Consider the following 18,830-nt stretch of genomic DNA (forward strand, 5'->3'; position numbering starts at 1 on the left):
CTGGGCGTCGGTGACCAGCGCGCGCACCGCGTTGGCGGCAATGCCGTTGGCGGCGGCGTTATTGGCGGTGACCGTCAGATTGCCCTGCGCGATATGCGCAGTGGTCGCATCGGCGGTGAACGTGGTATCCACCGAGCGGCTGCTGGCGCCGTTGAGGGTGGCGGTGACCGTGCTGATACCGGCGGTAGTGTTGGTCAGGGTGGCGGTGGCGACGCCATCGGCGCCGGTGGTACCGATAACCGTCGTGACGACGGCCCCGTTGGTGGCGGTGAAGGCGACGACCTGATCCGCCAGCGGCTTGCCCTCGGAATCGGTGACCACCGCGCGCACTTCATTACTGGCGATGCCGTTGGCCAGGGCGTTATTGCGGGTGACCGTCAGATCGCCGGCGGCGATCTGCGCCGGGCTTTGCAATACCTCAATGCGGGTGGAAGCCCGATTCGAGGCGTTCTTGCGGGTATCATAAGCCACCGCGCTCAAGGTATAGATATTGGTGGCGGTGGCGGCGCGCTGATAAGGCGGCAGCGTCACCACCAGGGTATCCGCTGACGCCTGGCTGACGGACCCGCCGGCGGCGGTGATGGCCGCGGTGTTCCAGTCGATGTGATCCAGGCCGTATTTGGATGTCACCTGGGCGACGATGGTTGTCTGGTCGCTTTCATAGCCGGACACATGTTCCGGCAGTCTCAGCTCCAGCACTTGCTGTTTTTGGTATTGCAGCACGATGGTGTTGTTGCGGTTGACCAGATCGTAGCGGCTGCCCGCCAGGGTACGGGTGGCGGCCACCGCGTCCGGGTCTACCTGCGACTGCCAGGACGCGCCCAGCCGATAATTCATTTGCAGGTTAAACGTGGTGTCGTTGGCGCTGCCCTTGCCCTGGCGGTGATTTACGCCGACGGTAAACAGGCTGATGGGAGTATAATTTATCCCCAGGGTTATCGCGTAAGGATCGTTTTGCAGGTTGTCTTTGCCGAACAGCGCCACATTGCTGCCGCGATATTGTTCGAACATCAGCTCGCCGCCTAATTGGGGATAAGCCGGCAGATAGGCTTCGGCGCGAATGTCGTAGCCATTGGCCGGCCGTTCGCGGTAATCGTCAAAATCCCGTGAATCCCGCCAGTTGGACGTGCGGATATAGCTATTGGCGGAAAGCTTGAGATAATCGCGCCAAGCTTCAAGACCCAGACCGAGGCGCCGGTTTTCGCCGGTAATGTCGTAATCGAAGAAGGCGTTCATACCCAGCATCCAACTGCCAATCCAGGTACGCGAACCGGCGCCGATATTAAGTGTATTGCGGCTATCCTGGCGCCGCGCGCCCAATTGGGTGAAAAGCAATTCGTGGGGCTGTTCATGTAACGGCAGCAATACATCCAGGGCGCTGCCGTCCAGATGAAAATTATCGTCGACATTGAGCTGTACCCGCGCCGTGCCGAACTGGCCGAGCCATTGCTGAATCGTCTGGGCGGCTTTCCCGGCGGCGGTGGAGCGGACCATGCCGCCGGCCTGCTCGCTGGTCATGTCCCGTGGCGCGCGGGCGCCGACGGCGGCGTTGTCGGTGAAGGAGGACATTGCGCCGGAATATCGCGTTTGCGCTGATGGCGCGAGGGACAGACCGTTATTTTCGGCGGTGTTTTTCAACTGTGCCGGCGTGGCGGAATAATCGGTAATTTGCGCAGGAATATCAATTTCGTCACCAACGGTTAATTGTTCAAAAGGTCTGGAAAATGTGCGGAACTGATTGAGCTTTTTTAGTTTATCCAGACTGATATGATATTTTTCCGCTAGGGTGGCTGGCGTTTCACCCGGCCCTAGCACATAGGGTTCAGATACGGTGATGGTTTGCTGGCCGATGGCGGCGGCAATGGCAGGTGAAAAGACGACGCACAGCGGAAACAATAACTGGAAGGCAATATTTATCCAGACTATCAGTTTGATTAAGCGCGATTTATTTGAAGACCGGCGGACAAAATAACCCCGCAGGCGCTTAATCGCCCTGACAGCCGGAACCCATAAGCTTTTGAGATAATCATTGAGATTGTTAACCATTATTGTGACCCTGGTGCATAAATTATCGGGATGAGTCAAGCCGCTATTATCAGCTTGGGCTGATAACGCTAAATATGTCGTTGGTTCATTAATTCGTATGGTTAATGTTTATATATCTAAAAATAATTTATATGAAATAAATAAGACCTCACCGTATAAATAATCTTAATCTTATAGCGAAAAACACTCACTGTTTTACTTTTATGATATCGAGATTGCCATATTTGTTTTAGCGATACTAGCAAAATTTAGATATTTCTCCGGGCAAGATGGTTAACCAAGTTCACATATTCAAAGAATTCCATTATCCCGTCGTCCGGCGATGCGTCCGGCATAATTCGCGTGGCGGCGTAGTGGAAAGCCAAAGACACATGGCGGTAATCCTAACCGGCAGCGGCAGGCTTTTGTCGAGAAAAGGGACTATTTGAATAATCGTCAAACGCATCGACATGCTATGATCGGGTGGAGCGAATAGGCCGCCAAAATAAACGGTTTCACTCAATAAGGGGATAAGGTCATAACACCCACCGCCGGCAAAAGCAGGCGGGCCAAAGACGAAGCGAAATGCGGGGAGGCGATGAGGGAACAGATGTCGACGTTCCGATTGGAACAAGGCGGACCGCTGGTTATTTGAAATCTATTATTAATGAGTTATGGCGAGTATTCAATGCTCTTTCAGTATCAAGCGGACGGACTTTAGGGATATCGATTCATCATGCTTCACATTGCCTCGCGCACAATCAAGAGACGTCGCGAGGTAGGGCGGGGCGAATAAGCCGGGCGGTTGAGTGCGATACCGCCATTGCGACTTAACCTGCAGGGTTTTCAGCAAGGATGGGCGCCCGGATGCCAGGGCATAATGAGTGGGAACGGCAAACTCGCCGTAGCCGTGCGGACAAAGCCCAGGCGCCGCCGGGCGGCGGCAGGAAAGAGGATCCTTTCGTTCACACCTGCTTTGCCGTCACGGGGCGCAAGAGCAAGGCACGATGCCTTGGCTTCAGCAAGCCAGGCATTTGTCTTGATTGACTATGAGCGGCAAGAGTTTTTCCTCAATAAAATCCTGATAAAGCCGGGTATAATACACATGCCGTTCAGTAAACAGTTTTGCGCCATTGTACTCGAAAGGAATCAGTTTTACCTTAAAATTTCGTTCATTGATGATATTGCTCACGGACGACGACATGAAGCTGATGGCATCGCCTTTTTCAATCATCGACAGCTGGACGTAGAGTTCCGGGATAAACACTCTTTTGGGTGTTAGCCTGTTTTTCGCTAAATATTCTTCGATTTTCTCATAAGTACTGTCATTCTGATATGGCGCATCCTGTAGGAGAATATTGTTTTTGATCAGATCCGTTTGCTTAAGCAGACTGGTGCGCAGATCGCTTTTAACCGCCAGCATGATGGTATCGGCCGATAACGTTTGATGCAGGACCTCGGATGAACACTTAACGCTTTTTTGAGTGATAAACATTTGGCACAAGTCCCTCTCAAGGATATCGTCAATATTGGTTTCATTTGGCGAATAGTATTCAAGGGAGACATTATTCCTGCTGTCTTTGAACACAGGGGAGGAAAAAATGGAAGACATATAGGAATAATCATGATGATCCAGACCGATTTTGATGTTCATGTTACCGTTTCTGGGTTCATGATTTTTTTTGATCACTTTTTTCTCGATTTCACAGATTTCCTGGTACAGCGGCAATAACGTGGCGTAGAGATCACGTCCATAATTGGTCAGCTTCAATCCAGTGCTGGTACGGGTAAAAAGTTTATGCCCCAAATTCAGTTCGAATAGCTTGATGGTCCGACAAAGTGGAGATGGCGTGATACAAAGGATGAGCGCCGCCATACGAATGGACTGTTCTTGCGCGGTAACGATGAAATATCTTAATGTCTTGGATAACAGAATCATGTTGAACCTCCTACTGTACATACTTATCTAGGATATTGAAAATAGCTTCTAACGTAGAGACAAAACTTCTAGACAAGGTTGAGTCATAGCTCCTTAACGAAAATCGAAGCCTCATTAAAATATTAGCGATCAGAACGTATGGAAAATTTCACTTGTCTGAAGTCCGCATAATAACTTTACATGATTTATTCATTCTTCGTTTCGATTAACCTCTACGGTCAATGTCTGCCACTCTCGATGTTTTGTGGTATCTGATGATTCTATTTCCCTGGAAACTTATATACCCACATACTTCAAATCGTCTCTTTGTGACAGCGTTCGCTCACCCCCCATCCGCATCGTTATCTATGCTTTGGGGATGGACTTACTTAACGCCACAATACCACTTGAATTATTAGGAGTATAACTCGGACAACAATAGTGTATTTACATATAACTTACTGATAAATATACCTTATCTCCTTTTTGAGGCAGACGGTGTGGATGAATGCGTCGTCGCGCTTCTTCGTCACGTCGGTTTTGCAAACTTCACGGGTTATACTGGTAGAATATTGGGTATATAGCAAATATATTAGGTAATACCCTACCGAGTGACGAATTGTGCTGTATTCGACATATATCAAACCGCTTATCTGGTGGTCGCGCTCGTTTCGCCCAGCCACTTCGCCGGCTACGCGCCTGGGATGAATGAGTGACATTTTTGTCTTTCACCAAGGGATTCGCTTCCGACGGTCTACATTGGTTTTTCGCCGAATTTGTCCCTCATTTGCCGTCAAAGCGCAACCCAAATTATTTAAGGTGGTTATGTTTTTTTATGCTCCAGTAAATTTGAATTCCTTAAAAGTTTTTTACGTGTTAACAATCGCTTTTGGATCATTACAATCCGATGTTTGATAAAAGGTACGACTATAGGGTACAGCTTTACAAGAGTTTCGTTTGAATAAATCATCAGTATTGCCAAATATTGTTAACCAGCTCACGGTTGAAAAACAACTTTGACAATAAAGGAAATACCATACCCAGGGCAATGCCAATTTTCAACATTCAACAACGGTTATTAATAAAACTCCCTGTGCATAATGCTGGAAAATAGGTTGCTAATAAATATCAATTATGCTAACTAATCGATAAAAAAACCAATTATTTCAAATTGTTGTGTTTGTTGCTAATTTTCGTTTCCCTTGCGGGAAACTATGGAAATCATCTGGTCTAGAAATGTCAAAATTAGGAAAAGTGCGTATGGCTATCCTAAAACGTTGTGATATATGTAGCACTTTTGTTGTCTGACCATTTTCATTATTTTGTCTCTTATTTTTTCCTGATTTCGCGCCCATTTTTTGTGGTAATTGATTAGTAATCACAATGGGTAATATCATTACTAAATCGGTTTTCGCCATGTAAAGCAAATCGAATCTGGCTAAGCAATATGCCATTGCTGGCATCCATGAAGCGTTGCTGATAACCCTTTCAGGGAATTTATCATTTTTATTAATGAAATCAAGGAATAAATTCCAGTGCTATCACGATGGATTTGATCAAAAAAACAACAAATATTCATGTTTTTTCTGTAAAGCGGAAAGAAACGGAAACATAAATATCCGTACATGGTGTCATGATCCGTTTAATAAAATTTATCAATTCTCGGTTACGGCCTGTTCGTCTGTTTGGCGCATGTGCGCCGCCAACGGCAAAAGACGGACCGTCCCCGGTTTCCTTAAATGAATGCTGGGGCGAAACGCGAAGTAAGGGGACTTGGGCGGGTTGGCCGCCTGGATCATATCCCTGGCGCCGGTACGCCCATTTAGTGATATCATTCACATTATTTTTCACCGCCGCGGGTAAGCCATATTCTGTTGCCGTGAGTCGGGCGGGGGTGGCTGCGAAACGGCGGGTTTCAGCGAATCACCAGGTACGCGGCATATTGGGCGGTTAAAGGAACGTTTCAATGACCAGGATTACCGTTGCGGGCAATCGATGGGCGGCAGTGGCTAAACTTGCCGGTCCCCTGAGTGGCAAAGGGCCGAAAATCCGGGTTTTGACCACCCACCCCCGGCAGGCGCGGGAACTTTGCGGCGAGGGCGGCGTCGAGTTCATGAAAATCGAGATGAACGATCCGCTGGCCTTGCGGGTGGCCTTCCAGGACAGTGATCGCGTTCTGCTGTGTACCGGAGGGCCGGATTGGCCGGTCCGCTACGATATCGCGCTAATTGATGCGGCGGTCAGGGCCGGCGTGCCTTATTTGGTCAATCTGTCCGATGGAGACGGCGGTGAGGGCCGGGGGCGGACGGCGCTGAATGGGCGGAGCGAGATCGATGAGTATCTTCGTGGCCAGCCTGTTCTCGCCACCCGCGTTCATCCGGTGATAGAGATGAATGCGGTTTTGACGGTGGCGGCGGATTTCCTGTCTTTGGGGCAATGGGGCGGTATGGCCGGCAACGGAAGAGCGGGGCTGGTGGATGGCCGCGATGTGGCGGATGCCGTGGCGCGGGTCTTGCTTGACGGCCCGGCCATCCATGCCGGCAAGGTTTACCATCTGACCGGTCCCGCCCCGGTGACCATGGGGTATATAGCCGATTTCCTCGCCGAAAATCTGGCGCGTCGCGTCATCTATCATCGCCGCTGTGCCGAGGACCAGCGCGGGGTTTATCTGCGGGCCGGTTTAAGTTCGGCCCGGATAGAGACCCTTATGCAGCGGGATCACATGATCCGTCGCGGTTATTTTGATTTCGCCACCGGCGATACGGCGGGGCTTATCGGCCGGCCGGCCCGGACGGTGGATGATTGGCTGCGCGAACACCTTATCGAATTCCCCGTACCGTTTGTCGACGCGCAGACATAAGGGAACATCAATCAGGGAACCTCAACAAAGTATGCTGATATTCAGTCGTTTCCGGCCTCGTTGGCTTTTATTGCCGGCTCATTGATGGCGAGTGTCTACCCGCCATACTTCATGTCGCCGCCTTGTTGGCCGCGCCCGCTTGCCGCCGCAATGCGACCCGAGGAATGTAGAGTCTATTTCCGGCAGGCTTATTCGCCGGCGCGGGCATACGAAAACATGTTCTTTTACAGGGTATGTCCTTTGTATACTGACAATAACGCAAGTGACTTTATGGCGATCAGTGAACAACCTCTTTCTTGAGAATAAATACGGCTAAAAAAACGGCAACGCGAAGTATGACACGGATATATGCCCTGGCATGCCGGGCGATACGGCCCTCCGTCGTGGTGTTGAATAAAAACGGCCCGCGCGACGGCGTTAAGGATTATCTTATTTTCAAATGAAAAAGATTATTAATCGTCCTAATTTATGCATTTATTCTAATTGAATTTAATCTTCGTTTAATGAAGTGAGCTTATAATTATAAGTAAAATACATTTCATCATGATGGTGTCACAGTATGGATTATCAGTTACCCTTTTCACGTCCGGCAATCGGAGAGGAAGAGATTGCCGCCGTGCAGCGGGTTTTGCGTTCGGGCTGGATTACCACGGGTCCGCAATGCAGGCAACTGGAAACCGACTTTAGCGCGGTTTTCGGCTGTAAACACAGTATTGCCGTCAGTTCCGCCACTGCGGGTATGCACCTTGCCTTAATGGCGCTGGGCATCGGCCCTGGCGATGAAGTTATCACGCCGTCGCAAACCTGGGTCTCCACCGTCAATATGATCGAACTGCTGGGCGCCCGTCCGGTCATGATCGATGTGGACAGGCAAACGCTGATGGTCAGCGCCGCGCAGATTGAACACGCCATTACCGAACGGACCCGGGCGATTGTGCCGGTACACTACGCCGGGGCGCCTCTCGATCTTGACGAGGTGCGCAACGTGGCGCGCCGGCATGGCATCCCCCTTGTCGAAGACGCCGCCCATGCCGTCGGCACCCGTTATAAAGGCCAGTGGGTGGGGGCCCGGGGCACGGCCATATTTTCCTTTCACGCCATAAAGAACATGACTTGCGCCGAGGGCGGACTGGTGGCCACCGATGACGACCAACTGGCCGAGCGGGTGCGAAGATTGAAATTTCACGGGCTGGGCGTCGATGCGTTCGATCGCAATCAGCAGGGCCGCAAGCCCCAGGCCGAGGTGGTTGAACCCGGCTATAAGTATAATCTTTCCGATATTCATGCGGCCATCGCCGTGGTGCAACTGGCACGCCTGCCGGAACTGAACGCCCGTCGCCGGGCATTGGCGGATCTTTACCGCCGGGCGCTGGCCGACTCGCCGTTTATCCCTCTTGGTCTGCCGGATTACGACCATGAACATGCCTGGCATTTGTTTATGATCCGGGTTGATGAATCACGTTGCCCGCTTAGCCGCGATCAATTGATGTCGCGTTTGCAAGAGCAGGGTATCGGCACCGGATTGCATTTTCGCGCCGTGCATACGCAAAAATACTACCGCGAACGTTACCCAACGCTGTCGTTGCCGAACACCGAATGGAACTCGCAACGGTTGTGTACTTTGCCGCTTTTCCCTGATATGGGCCATGACGATGTTGAACGCGTGGTTCGTGCTTTGTTTTCTGTAGCGGAGTCTGCCAGTGCCTCGTGTTGAACCTATCGAAAAAGTGTCGGTTGTGATTCCGGTTTTCAATGAGCAAGAAAGTTTACCCGCATTGATTGAACGCACGACCGCGGCCTGTAAACAACTCAACAGGGCTTATGAAATCATTTTGGTGGACGACGGCAGCGCCGACGCATCCGTCGATATATTGACGGCGGCGGCGAAGCAGCCGGATAACGGCATCATTGCGGTACTGCTTAATCGCAACTACGGTCAGCATTCAGCCATCATGGCCGGATTTATCCAGGCCACCGGCGATTTGATCATTACCCTGGACGCGGATTTGCAAAATCCGCCGGAGGAAATCCCCAATCTGGTCAGCGTCGCCGAAGAGGGCTACGACGTGGTGGGATCGGTACGCGCCAACCGGCAGGACTCCTGGTTCCGCAAAACCGCCTCGCGCATGATCAATGGGCTTATCCAGCGCTCCACCGGCAAGGCCATGGGCGATTACGGTTGTATGCTGCGCGCCTATCGGCGCCAGGTGGTGGAAGCAATGTTGCATTGCCACGAACGCAGCACCTTTATTCCCATTCTGGCCAATGCGTTCGCTCGCCGGACCACAGAAATCAGCGTGTTGCATGCCGAACGCGCATTCGGCGATTCGAAGTACAGTTTTTTGAAGTTAATCAATCTGATGTACGACCTGATAACTTGCCTGACCACCACGCCGCTGCGGCTGTTGAGTCTGATCGGCAGCGTGATCGCCATTTCCGGCTTTGCGCTCTCGGTGATTTTGATCGCCATGCGCCTGATACTTGGGCCGGAATGGGCGGCGGAAGGGGTTTTCACACTGTTCGCGGTGTTGTTTACCTTTATCGGCGCCCAGTTCGTCGGCATGGGGATACTGGGTGAATATATCGGCCGAATTTACAACGATGTCCGCGCCCGGCCTCGCTATTTTGTACAAAAAGTCATAGGCGAGCAGCAGCCCCGGCATACTCAGGAACAGGAAGAATGAAAGCCATCGTATTTGCTTATCACGATATCGGTTGTGTCGGACTGCGGGCATTGATCGCCGCCGGCTTTGAAATCCAGGCGGTATTCACCCATACCGACGACCCGGGGGAGAATCGCTTTTTCTCTTCCGTCGCGCGCCTGGGGGCGGAGTTGAATCTGCCCGTCTACGCGCCTGAGGATGTCAATCATCCATTATGGGTCGAACAAATACGCAAGTTGCAGCCGGAGATCATTTTCTCGTTCTATTATCGTCAAATGCTCGGTGCGGAAATTCTTTCGCTGGCGCCGCGCGGGGGCTTCAATCTGCATGGCTCCCTGTTGCCGCGTTACCGCGGGCGCGCGCCGGTGAACTGGGCGCTGGTCAATGGCGAAACCGAAACCGGCGTGACGCTGCACCGCATGGTGAGAAAGGCCGATGCGGGGGATATCGTGGGTCAGAAGCGGGTGTCCATTGACGACGACGACACCGCGTTGTCCCTGCATGGCAAACTGCGCGAGGCCGCCGGGACGCTATTGGCCCATATCCTGCCGAAGCTCAAAGACGGCGACGTCGATTTCGCCGTGCAAAACGAAGCCGAGGCAAGCTATTTCGGCCGCCGCACCCCGGCAGACGGTGAGATTCACTGGCATAAGCCGGCGAGGGAAATCGGCAATCTGGTGCGGGCGGTGACCGAACCCTATCCTGGCGCGTTCAGTTATCTTGGCCAGCGCAAAGTGACCATTTGGCGCGCCCGCGTGTTGGATACCGCCCATGACCGGCGGCCTGGCACGGTATTGAATATCGAACCGCTGACCATCGCCTGCGGCGAGGGCGCGCTGGAGATCCTGACCGGGCAAAGCGAGTCCGGACTGTATCTGCAAGGCGCCAGGCTGGCGCAGGAAATGGGGATCATGGCCGGTGTGTGCCTGTCGGGCAAGTTGACGACCGGGCAGCAGCGACGCACCCGGGTATTGATCCTCGGGGTTAACGGCTTTATCGGCAACCACCTGACCGAGCGCTTGCTCCAGGAAGGGGATTACGATATCTATGGGCTGGATATCGGTTCGGACGCCATTGAACGTTTTTTGGATAATCCGCATTTCCACTTTGTCGAGGGCGATATCAGTATTCACTCGGAGTGGGTGGAATACCATATCAAAAAATGCGACGTCGTCCTGCCGCTGGTGGCCATCGCGACGCCTATCGAATACACCCGCAATCCGTTGCGGGTATTCGAGCTTGATTTCGAGGAAAACCTGAAAATCGTCCGCGATTGCGTGAAATACCATAAGCGGATCATTTTCCCGTCCACGTCGGAAGTCTATGGAATGTGCGATGATCCGCAATTCGATGAGGACCACTCGCGCCTTATCGTCGGCCCCATCAGCAAACAGCGCTGGATCTATTCCGTTTCCAAGCAATTGCTGGATAGGGTCATATGGGCGTATGGCGCCCAGGCAGGCCTGAAATTCACCCTGTTCAGGCCATTTAACTGGATGGGGCCGCGTCTGGATAATCTCAATGCCGCGCGGATCGGCAGCTCCCGCGCCATCACCCAGTTGATTCTCAATCTGGTGGAGGGGTCGCCCATTAAGTTGGTGGATGGCGGGGCGCAAAAGCGGTGCTTCACCGATATCCACGACGGCATAGAGGCGCTTTACCGCATTATCGAAAATCGCGACGGACTCTGCGACGGACGGATAATCAATATCGGCAATCCCGACAACGAGGCCAGTATCCGCGAACTGGCGGAAATGCTGCTGGACAGCTTCGAAAGCCATCCGCTACGGGACCGCTTCCCGCCCTTTGCCGGCATGCAGAGCGTTGAAAGCAATATCTATTATGGACAGGGTTATCAGGATGTGGAACATCGCAAGCCCAGTATTCGCAATGCCCGCCGTCTGTTGGGGTGGACGCCGTCCGTCCCCATGCGGCGGACGGTAGAGGATACGCTGGACTTTTTCTTGCGCAGCACGGTTCCCGAGGGAACACACCGTTGAAAAAAGTCGGTTTACGGGTGGATGTGGATACCTTTAGCGGGACCCGTGACGGGGTGCCGCGTTTATTGACCCTATTCGAACGCTTTGGTATCACCGCGAGTTTCTTTTTCAGCGTCGGGCCGGACAATATGGGACGTCATTTATGGCGTCTGTTGCGTCCGCGGTTTCTGCTGAAAATGTTGCGCTCCCGCGCGGCCTCGCTTTATGGCTGGGATATTCTGCTGGCGGGCACCGCCTGGCCGGGCCGGCTTATCGCCCATTCCCTGGCTGATGTGATTCGGCGGACCGCGGAAGCCGGGCACGAGGTCGGGTTGCACGCCTGGGATCACCAGGGCTGGCAGGCGCGGGTCGGTCGTTGGCCGCTCAGTGAACTGGAGCGGCAGGTAAGGTTGGGCGTGGACGCGCTTAACGCCTGTACCGGCCGGCCGGTGACCTGCTCCGCGGCGGCGGGCTGGCGAGCCGACCAGCGGGTGCTTGAGGTGAAGCAAGCCTTTGGTTTCGACTACAACAGCGATTGCCGCGGCACCCGGCCGTTTCGTCCATTGCTTGGCGATAATCGCATTGGAACGGTACAAATTCCCGTGACATTACCCACCTTTGATGAAGTGATTGGCCGGGAGGTTCGCGCCGATCAATACAATGATTACCTGTGCGATCTGATCCTCAAAGATTCCGGCGTACCGGTGTATACCATTCATAGTGAAGTGGAAGGGCGTTCACAGGCCGTGTTGTTCGAACAATTTCTAACGCAAGCGGGCCAGCGCGACATCGCTTTCTGCCCCTTGCGGGAATTGCTGCCGGACGATGTGGCGTCGTTACCTTTGGGCCGCATTGCGCGCGCGCCTTTTCCCGGCCGCGAGGGCTGGCTGGGATGCCAGGTCGGCGTCGGGGACAACGGATGAAACAGGGTCTTCGCTATCTCGGCGCCGGCGTGGCGCTATTTTATGTACTGATGTATCTGTTTCCCCTTAACAGCCGCGCCCTGTGGCAACCCGACGAAAGCCGGTATGCCGAAATCAGCCGCGAAATGCTGCAACGAGGGGATTGGATCGTTCCACATCTGCTGGGGTTGCGTTATTTCGAGAAACCGATCGCCGGCTATTGGTTCAACACAATAAGCCAGTGGCTGCTGGGTGATTCGAACTTCGCCGTCCGGTTCGCCGTGGCGTTAAGCTCCGGCATTTCCGCATTGCTGGTGGCCATGCTGGCGATGATGATGTGGCGGCAGCGCGCCGCCGCCTTGCTCGCCGCCCTGATTTACTTATCCATGGCCCTGGTGTTCGGCGTCGGCACGTATAACGTGCTGGATCCCATGATTACGCTTTGGATGAACGCGGCGATGGTGTGCTATTTCCTGACGCTGCGTGCCGAAGGCGCGGCGTCACGGGCGGGCGCCTATCTGCTACTGGGGTTGGCCTGCGGCATGGGCGTATTGACCAAGGGATTTCTTGCCCTCGCGGTACCGGTGCTCTCCGTCTTGCCGGTGGCCATTTACCGGCGCCGTTTCCGGCAACTCCTGTGCTACGGTCCGCTGGCGGTCGTGGCCGCGGTACTGCTGTGCCTGCCCTGGGGGCTGGCCATCGCCCGGCGCGAGCCCGATTTCTGGCATTATTTCTTTTGGATAGAGCATATCCAGCGTTTTGCCGAAAACGATGCCCAGCACAAAGCGCCGTTTTGGTATTATCTGCCGATGCTGGCCGCCGGGGTTTTGCCCTGGCTTGGTTTCCTGCCCGGCGCGCTATGGAAGGGTTGGCGCGAGCGCGCCTCAAGACCCGAATTGTTTTTCCTGCTATCCTGGGTGCTGATGCCGTTGCTGTTTTTCAGTCTCGCCAAGGGCAAACTGCTGACCTATATTTTGCCCTGCATGGCGCCGCTGGCGCTGCTCATGGCCGCCTACGTCCGCGATGGCTTCGCGACCGGACGCATGAAGGCGTTTCGGGCCAATATGCTCATAAACATCCTGTTCGGCGCGATCGGCATGGTGGCCCTGGCGGGGATGGGATTCGGCCTGATTTCCGATCATTTGTTCTCCCATCATGCACTCTATAATCGCGATGAATGGCCTAAAATCATCACCGGTCTGGTCATATTCGCCGGCTGGATAGCGTTCGCCGTCTATGCCGCCGGCCGCAATGGGCAACGCTGGCCGTGGACCGCCGCCTGCCCGCTGCTGCTCGGCCTGTTGATCGGTTTCGCCTGGCCTCAACATATCATCAACAACAAGCAACCTCAGCAATTTATCCTGGCCAATAGCGATCTGTTGGATCACAGTGGGTATATACTGAGCAATAGCATCGGCGTGGCCACGTCCCTGGCCTGGGAGCTGCAACGCAGCGACATCATCATTTATCGCGACAAGGGAGAACTGAAATACGGTTTATCCTACCCCGACGCGCAGGGACATTTCGTCAGTGGGGACGACTTTCCCGGCTGGCTGGCGCAGGCCCGTCATCGGAGCGATGTGACTTTGGTGCTGCGCTTGAATCGCAGCACCAGTCTGACGCGCAGTTTGCCGGCGGCGGATGCGGTACGGCAGATGGACAGCCTGATCCTGTTTTATTACCGGCGCCGGCCATGAACGGTTTTCTGCTGCTGCTCTTCGCCAGTCTGCTGACATCGGGCGGGCAACTGTGCCAGAAAAAGGCGGCGCTTTACTGGCAAAACGGTGAGGCGGGCTGCCGACGAAAGAACACCTTGGCCTGGATGGCGGCGGCGATCGGCCTTATGGCGGTCGCTTTGCTGGCCTGGCTGGGCGCATTGCAGCGATTGCCGTTGAGCCTGGCCTATCCGATGCTCAGCCTGAATGTTGTGCTGGTGACGCTTTGCGCGCGCTGGCTTTTCCGTGAGCGGGTCACCCTCCGCCATTGGTGCGGGGTGGCCTTTGTGATAGCGGGAATCGCATTGATGGGTCTGAACTTATGAAAGGATTTGCCTGGGCGGCGGCCAGCGTCTTACTGGTGACCGCCGCGCAATTATCGATGAAATTCGGCATGTCGCAACTCCCGCTGTTGCCGCTGGATATCGTTAACGCTGCGGTAATAGGCCATTTTGCGTTGCCGCTGCTGGCGGTGGCGATGGGCATTTTGGGCTACGCGCTGTCGATGTTGTGCTGGTTTTACGCATTGCTTTATCTACCCTTGAGCGTGGCCTACCCGTTGGTTAGCATCAGTTATGCCCTCGTCTACATCGCCGCGGTGTTATTGCCGTGGTTTAATGAATCAGCCAGTATGACGAAAACCTTGGGTATTCTCTCGATTCTTTTCGGTATCTGGCTGATTAACCGCAACGGCAAACAGTCCGCCGGCTAACGATTGCAACGGTATCCGGGCCGGCGATCAAAACGCGGCATGGCGGCAAACGGAGGGCGACGTGGAGTTTTTCAGACGGGGACGGCAGCCCGGGGTGGCCGCCGCGCTGGGCGCCGCCGTATTATTCGGGGCCGGTACGCCCCTGGCCAAGATGCTTCTGCAAAGCGTCAATCCTTGGCTGCTGGCCGCGCTACTTTATCTCGGGTCCGGGCTGGGCCTGTTTACCTACCGGTTTTTGCGGCGTAAGCCGTCCGTTATCCTGGCGAGGGACGATGTGCCCTGGCTGGTTGGCGCTATCGGCGCGGGTGGCGTCGCCGGGCCTTTGTTGCTGATGTTCGGGCTGAGCGCCATGCCCGCCTCGGGCGCCTCGCTGTTATTGAACGCGGAAAGCGTTTTTACCGCATTACTGGCCTGGTTGGCATTCCGGGAAAATGTCGATCGCCGAATCGCCTTGGGCATGGTCGCCATCGCCGGCGGCGCGGTAGTGCTGGGCTGGCAGGGGGAGCTCCGCTTCGCCGGGTTACGGCCGGCGCTGTTGATTCTGGCGGCGTGTTTTGCCTGGGCGGTGGATAATAATCTTACCCGCAGGGTATCGCTGACCGATGCCACCTGGCTTGCCGCCGTGAAAGGCCTGGTGGCGGGTGTGGCGAATCTGTGCCTGGCGCTGGGTTCGGGAAGCATCCCGCCGCCATGGCCGATTATTGCCGGCGGTCTGGTCGTGGGGTTCTTGGCCTATGGCGTGAGCTTGACGTTGTTTGTGGTCGCATTGCGCCATCTCGGCAGCGCACGCACCGGCGCCTATTTTGCCGTCGCGCCTTTCGTCGGCGCCTTGCTGGCCATTTTGTCGGGCGAGCCGCTGACGCCGCGTGTGGCGGCGGCGGGACTACTGATGGGGGTCGGCGTCTGGCTGCATTTGACCGAACGCCATCAGCATCGCCACCATCACGAGGCGCTGGAACATGATCATGAACACCGCCATGACGAACACCACCAGCACAGCCACCCTTTTCCCATCGATCCGGCCGTCCGGCATAGTCATCCCCATTACCATCCGCCGCTCACCCACAATCATACGCATTTCCCGGATGCGCATCACCGTCATTCCCATTAACCGGCCGGGCCAGCCGATAACGGACGATGCCGACGGGAATTGCGATAACGCAATTTGGCTTCGCTGAAACGATTTTACCCATCCGCGTAACGGATGGGTGACGTCGGCCTATAATCTGTGGCGAGAGAATACCGCCTTTCATTTTAACGTTCAAAAAGGCGAGGGAAAATAGGCGAAAGCCTTTTCGGGTGTTTCACGCTTAAGGGATGTGGTGGTCTTGTGGGAAGGCCTTTGTGTTGATTGAATTTTGCACAATTGCTTAATTAGGGCTAAAAGCGTTTCAGCTTATATATTAGGACAACATTGGGGGGAAAAAAGGGCGACGTATCAAAAAAAAAGAAAAAATAGCGGATTATATGAACCCCCTTTCAATGATTAATTTCTTTATTTATTAAGGGGCTGCCTGATTTCAGGCCCGCCGGGTCCATTGCTATTTACAGATTTTACTCAACGCGTTTTGTGGCGAACGGTCAGACCATTTCATCTCTAACTCTCTGTTTTTGATCTTGTTTTTACGGTGAATAAGTAAAGTTTCCCGACATCGGGTCGATAACCCTAACTAAGCAGTAAACCGTTTTACATGAAGTGGAAATATCGGTTGTTGAATAACAAAACAGTCGCCCGTTGTTCGGCAAACAGCATGAGTGGAAATGTTTGAATCCGTGATAATTGACGTTGTTTCTTTGTTGGCGGCATAAGCTCAACCTTAAAATGTAGCATGCTACGTTTTTGGTGATAAATGAGAGACATGTTGTTTCTCACCCACGGTCCGTTGTGAGTGATTCACATTCGTTTCCGACAAATGTGTTGCATGCTGTCCGCCGCCTTGGGACGCGGATTATTCAAGGTGGGCATAAATATATTGCTAGCTAATTATTTATTTACTCTAAATATGTCGAGTGGCATTGCGGGCGTCTAAATCAGCTTACACCCAGGCGATATCAATGAAGGGTGCGACAACAATGACGCTTATTACCGGTGATCGTGGCTTTCCGAATTTCCCCAAGAGGGCTTTTGGGTGAAGACGGGTGATGAAAACGGTGGCCGGCGCAAACGCGTTACGTCCTTGCAAATGCCGCTTGAACTACGTCGGGTAAAGATATCATCAAACAGGAGCATGGCCATGAGGTTGCTTAAAGATACCAGTATTAGAGTTATCTTGCTCATTACGCTTGGGGTTTTTTTGGTTTTGTGGAGTGGGGTTTCAGCATTCACCTTATCCTCTCTGGACCGGGTAACTCATTTGTTAACGATCAGTGAGGATCAAAAAGCTGATATCAATATCATCACTCGCGGCAACGACCAATACTTCCGGACCGTAACGCGACTGGCCAGAGCCATGGATTATGCGCAAAGCGGCGATAACGATAACGCCGCGAAAATCATCGCGTCGGCGGCCGGCGCTTTGCAAATCTCCAAAGCAGCCTTGGCGGAATTCAAGGCGCGCCCGCATCCCTCTCTGGACCCGGCGCTGACCAAGGTCATGACGGATAGCTGGACCCGGCTTATCAGCGATGGCCTTGAGCCGATGTTTGCCGCCGCGCAGGCCAGGCAGGCCGATCGGTATCGCCAATTATTCAGAATCGTCTATCCGCCCTTGAGTGTGGCGTTCGGCGCCGCAGCGGATAAATACAAAACCGCCGCCACCTCCTATGTTTACATCAAGCAGGTGTATTCTCTGGTGAAACTCAGTCAAAGACTGCTTATTGGCGCTTTGATTGTCGGCATTATCATTTTGGCGTTTACCGATCGCTATCTGCGGAAATTCATGCTCAAACCCCTTGAACGTATCGAATCCCAATTGGAAACGCTGGCGACCGGCCATTTGGCCGAGGTTATCGTGGCGTTCGGCCGCAATAATATTGGCCAACTGATCCCCCATTTGCAGAGCATGCAGCAAAGCCTGATTCGCACGGTGACGGCCATTCGCGACGGCGCCGCCTCCATATATCAGGGGGCGGGGGAAATCAGCGACGGCAATAGCGATTTATCGTCCCGCACCGAACAACAGGCGGCCGCCCTGGAGCAGACCGCCGCCAGCATGGAACAGCTTAGCGCGACGGTAAAACAGAATACCGAAAATGTTCTGCAGGCCAATAAGATGGCGCTGGCCGCCGCCGATACCGCTAAACAAGGCGGCGCTATTGTTGATGAAGTGGTCGCCACGATGAGCAGCATCACCACCAGTTCGAAAAAAATCGCCGACATCACCGGCGTGATCAACGGCATCGCTTTTCAGACCAATATTCTGGCGTTAAACGCGGCGGTGGAGGCCGCGCGCGCGGGAGAGCAGGGCCGGGGGTTTGCCGTGGTGGCCGGCGAAGTCCGTAGCCTGGCGCAACGCAGCGCCCAGGCGGCCAAGGAAATAGAAGGCCTTATCGCCGAGTCGGTGGAGAGGGTCAATACCGGATCGCTTCAGGCATCACGGGCCGGCGAGACCATGCACGAAATCGTGCAGGCCGTGGGTCGGGTGACCGGTCTGATGGGGGAAATTTCCTCGGCTTCGGAGGAGCAGAGCCGGGGAATCAGCCAAATCGGCCAAGCAGTGGCGGAAATGGACGGCGTCACCCAGCAGAATGCCGCCTTGGTGCAGGAGTCCGCCGCGGCGTCCGCCTCATTGAAAGAACAAGCCCGGCGCTTAACGGAAACCGTGTCTATCTTCCAATTACCGGATAGCGCAACCTTTGCCGACGATACCGCGCCGGCGGTGATGGCGGCAAAAAGCGCGGCGCCGTTGCTACCACAAAAAAATAAAACGGCTATCGCGCCGCCGGCGGAAAACTGGCAGACATTTTAAACATGGAGCCGCGCCACGGCGTTGTCGTAGCGCGAGATCCGCCCGCCTGGCCCGTTGTACGGCAGTTGGCGCAGGACAGTAAAAAGGTTTATCGCCATAATTTGACTTATCGCCGACGGACCGTCCGTTTACCGGCTGACTTGGCCGA

At 54.3% G+C, this 18,830-nt stretch carries 13 protein-coding genes; 10 read left to right on the forward strand and 3 right to left on the reverse strand.

Annotated features, from left to right (window positions below; all coding sequences use genetic code 11):
* From FCN80_RS16935 to FCN80_RS16945, 3 genes are all read right to left on the reverse strand, one after another.
* On the reverse strand, positions 1-2,046 hold a 2,046-nt coding region (locus tag FCN80_RS16935; protein ID WP_230492731.1), incomplete at its 3' end, for an inverse autotransporter beta domain-containing protein.
* A gap of 997 nt (positions 2,047-3,043) precedes the next feature.
* Entirely contained in the window at positions 3,044-3,964 is a 921-nt protein-coding gene (locus tag FCN80_RS16940) for a LysR family transcriptional regulator (protein ID WP_170975427.1), read from the reverse strand.
* A 1,145-nt stretch (positions 3,965-5,109) separates the two neighbouring features.
* A complete protein-coding gene (locus tag FCN80_RS16945; RefSeq protein ID WP_136991356.1) occupies positions 5,110-5,397 on the reverse strand; it encodes a hypothetical protein in 288 nt (95 codons plus the stop codon).
* 512 nt (positions 5,398-5,909) lie between these two features.
* On the opposite strand from FCN80_RS16945, the gene FCN80_RS16950 reads away from it, so the two are divergent.
* The 10 genes from FCN80_RS16950 to FCN80_RS27265 all read left to right on the forward strand — a co-directional run bounded on the left by FCN80_RS16950 (position 5,910) and on the right by FCN80_RS27265 (position 18,682).
* Positions 5,910-6,803 (forward strand): NmrA family NAD(P)-binding protein, encoded by an 894-nt coding sequence (locus FCN80_RS16950; RefSeq protein ID WP_136991357.1) that lies wholly within the window; start codon positions 5,910-5,912, stop codon positions 6,801-6,803.
* A gap of 559 nt (positions 6,804-7,362) precedes the next feature.
* Entirely contained in the window at positions 7,363-8,517 is a 1,155-nt protein-coding gene (gene arnB, locus FCN80_RS16955; RefSeq protein WP_136991358.1) for a UDP-4-amino-4-deoxy-L-arabinose aminotransferase, read from the forward strand.
* Complete coding sequence (arnC, locus tag FCN80_RS16960) at positions 8,504-9,487, forward strand: undecaprenyl-phosphate 4-deoxy-4-formamido-L-arabinose transferase (RefSeq protein WP_136991359.1); 984 nt, start codon at positions 8,504-8,506, stop codon at positions 9,485-9,487. Before arnB ends, arnC begins: the two co-directional genes overlap by 14 nt.
* The gene (arnA, locus tag FCN80_RS16965) at positions 9,484-11,466 is read left to right on the forward strand and encodes a bifunctional UDP-4-amino-4-deoxy-L-arabinose formyltransferase/UDP-glucuronic acid oxidase ArnA (RefSeq protein ID WP_136991360.1); all 1,983 of its coding nucleotides are present in this window, start codon (positions 9,484-9,486) and stop codon (positions 11,464-11,466) included. The genes arnC and arnA overlap by 4 nt, the downstream gene beginning before the upstream one ends.
* Positions 11,463-12,368, forward strand: coding sequence for a 4-deoxy-4-formamido-L-arabinose-phosphoundecaprenol deformylase (arnD, locus tag FCN80_RS16970; protein WP_136991361.1), 906 nt, complete (start codon positions 11,463-11,465; stop codon positions 12,366-12,368). Before arnA ends, arnD begins: the two co-directional genes overlap by 4 nt.
* Positions 12,365-14,044 (forward strand): lipid IV(A) 4-amino-4-deoxy-L-arabinosyltransferase, encoded by a 1,680-nt coding sequence (arnT, locus tag FCN80_RS16975; RefSeq protein ID WP_170975428.1) that lies wholly within the window; start codon positions 12,365-12,367, stop codon positions 14,042-14,044. Before arnD ends, arnT begins: the two co-directional genes overlap by 4 nt.
* Complete coding sequence (gene arnE / locus FCN80_RS16980) at positions 14,041-14,388, forward strand: 4-amino-4-deoxy-L-arabinose-phosphoundecaprenol flippase subunit ArnE (RefSeq protein WP_136991363.1); 348 nt, start codon at positions 14,041-14,043, stop codon at positions 14,386-14,388. The genes arnT and arnE overlap by 4 nt, the downstream gene beginning before the upstream one ends.
* Positions 14,385-14,774, forward strand: coding sequence for a 4-amino-4-deoxy-L-arabinose-phosphoundecaprenol flippase subunit ArnF (gene arnF, locus FCN80_RS16985; protein ID WP_136991364.1), 390 nt, complete (start codon positions 14,385-14,387; stop codon positions 14,772-14,774). Before arnE ends, arnF begins: the two co-directional genes overlap by 4 nt.
* Before the next feature lie 61 nt (positions 14,775-14,835).
* Positions 14,836-15,885: a DMT family transporter gene (locus FCN80_RS16990; RefSeq protein ID WP_136991365.1), complete on the forward strand. Its 1,050-nt coding sequence runs from the start codon at positions 14,836-14,838 to the stop codon at positions 15,883-15,885.
* A gap of 1,123 nt (positions 15,886-17,008) precedes the next feature.
* Positions 17,009-18,682, forward strand: coding sequence for a methyl-accepting chemotaxis protein (locus FCN80_RS27265; protein WP_136991366.1), 1,674 nt, complete (start codon positions 17,009-17,011; stop codon positions 18,680-18,682).
* Positions 18,683-18,830 lie beyond the last annotated feature (148 nt).

This window comes from Martelella alba (assembly GCF_005217455.1).
In the GTDB taxonomy this organism is placed as follows: Bacteria; Pseudomonadota; Gammaproteobacteria; order Enterobacterales; family Enterobacteriaceae; genus Acerihabitans.

Coding starts and splice junctions, on each gene's coding strand:
- FCN80_RS16940 (WP_170975427.1), bottom strand. CDS start 3,964: ATGATTCTGTTATCCAAGACATTAAGATATTTCATCGTTACCGCGCAA.
- FCN80_RS16945 (WP_136991356.1), bottom strand. CDS start 5,397: ATGGCATATTGCTTAGCCAGATTCGATTTGCTTTACATGGCGAAAACC.
- FCN80_RS16950 (WP_136991357.1), top strand. CDS start 5,910: ATGACCAGGATTACCGTTGCGGGCAATCGATGGGCGGCAGTGGCTAAA.
- arnB (WP_136991358.1), top strand. CDS start 7,363: ATGGATTATCAGTTACCCTTTTCACGTCCGGCAATCGGAGAGGAAGAG.
- arnA (WP_136991360.1), top strand. CDS start 9,484: ATGAAAGCCATCGTATTTGCTTATCACGATATCGGTTGTGTCGGACTG.
- arnT (WP_170975428.1), top strand. CDS start 12,365: ATGAAACAGGGTCTTCGCTATCTCGGCGCCGGCGTGGCGCTATTTTAT.
- arnE (WP_136991363.1), top strand. CDS start 14,041: ATGAACGGTTTTCTGCTGCTGCTCTTCGCCAGTCTGCTGACATCGGGC.
- arnF (WP_136991364.1), top strand. CDS start 14,385: ATGAAAGGATTTGCCTGGGCGGCGGCCAGCGTCTTACTGGTGACCGCC.
- FCN80_RS27265 (WP_136991366.1), top strand. CDS start 17,009: ATGAGGTTGCTTAAAGATACCAGTATTAGAGTTATCTTGCTCATTACG.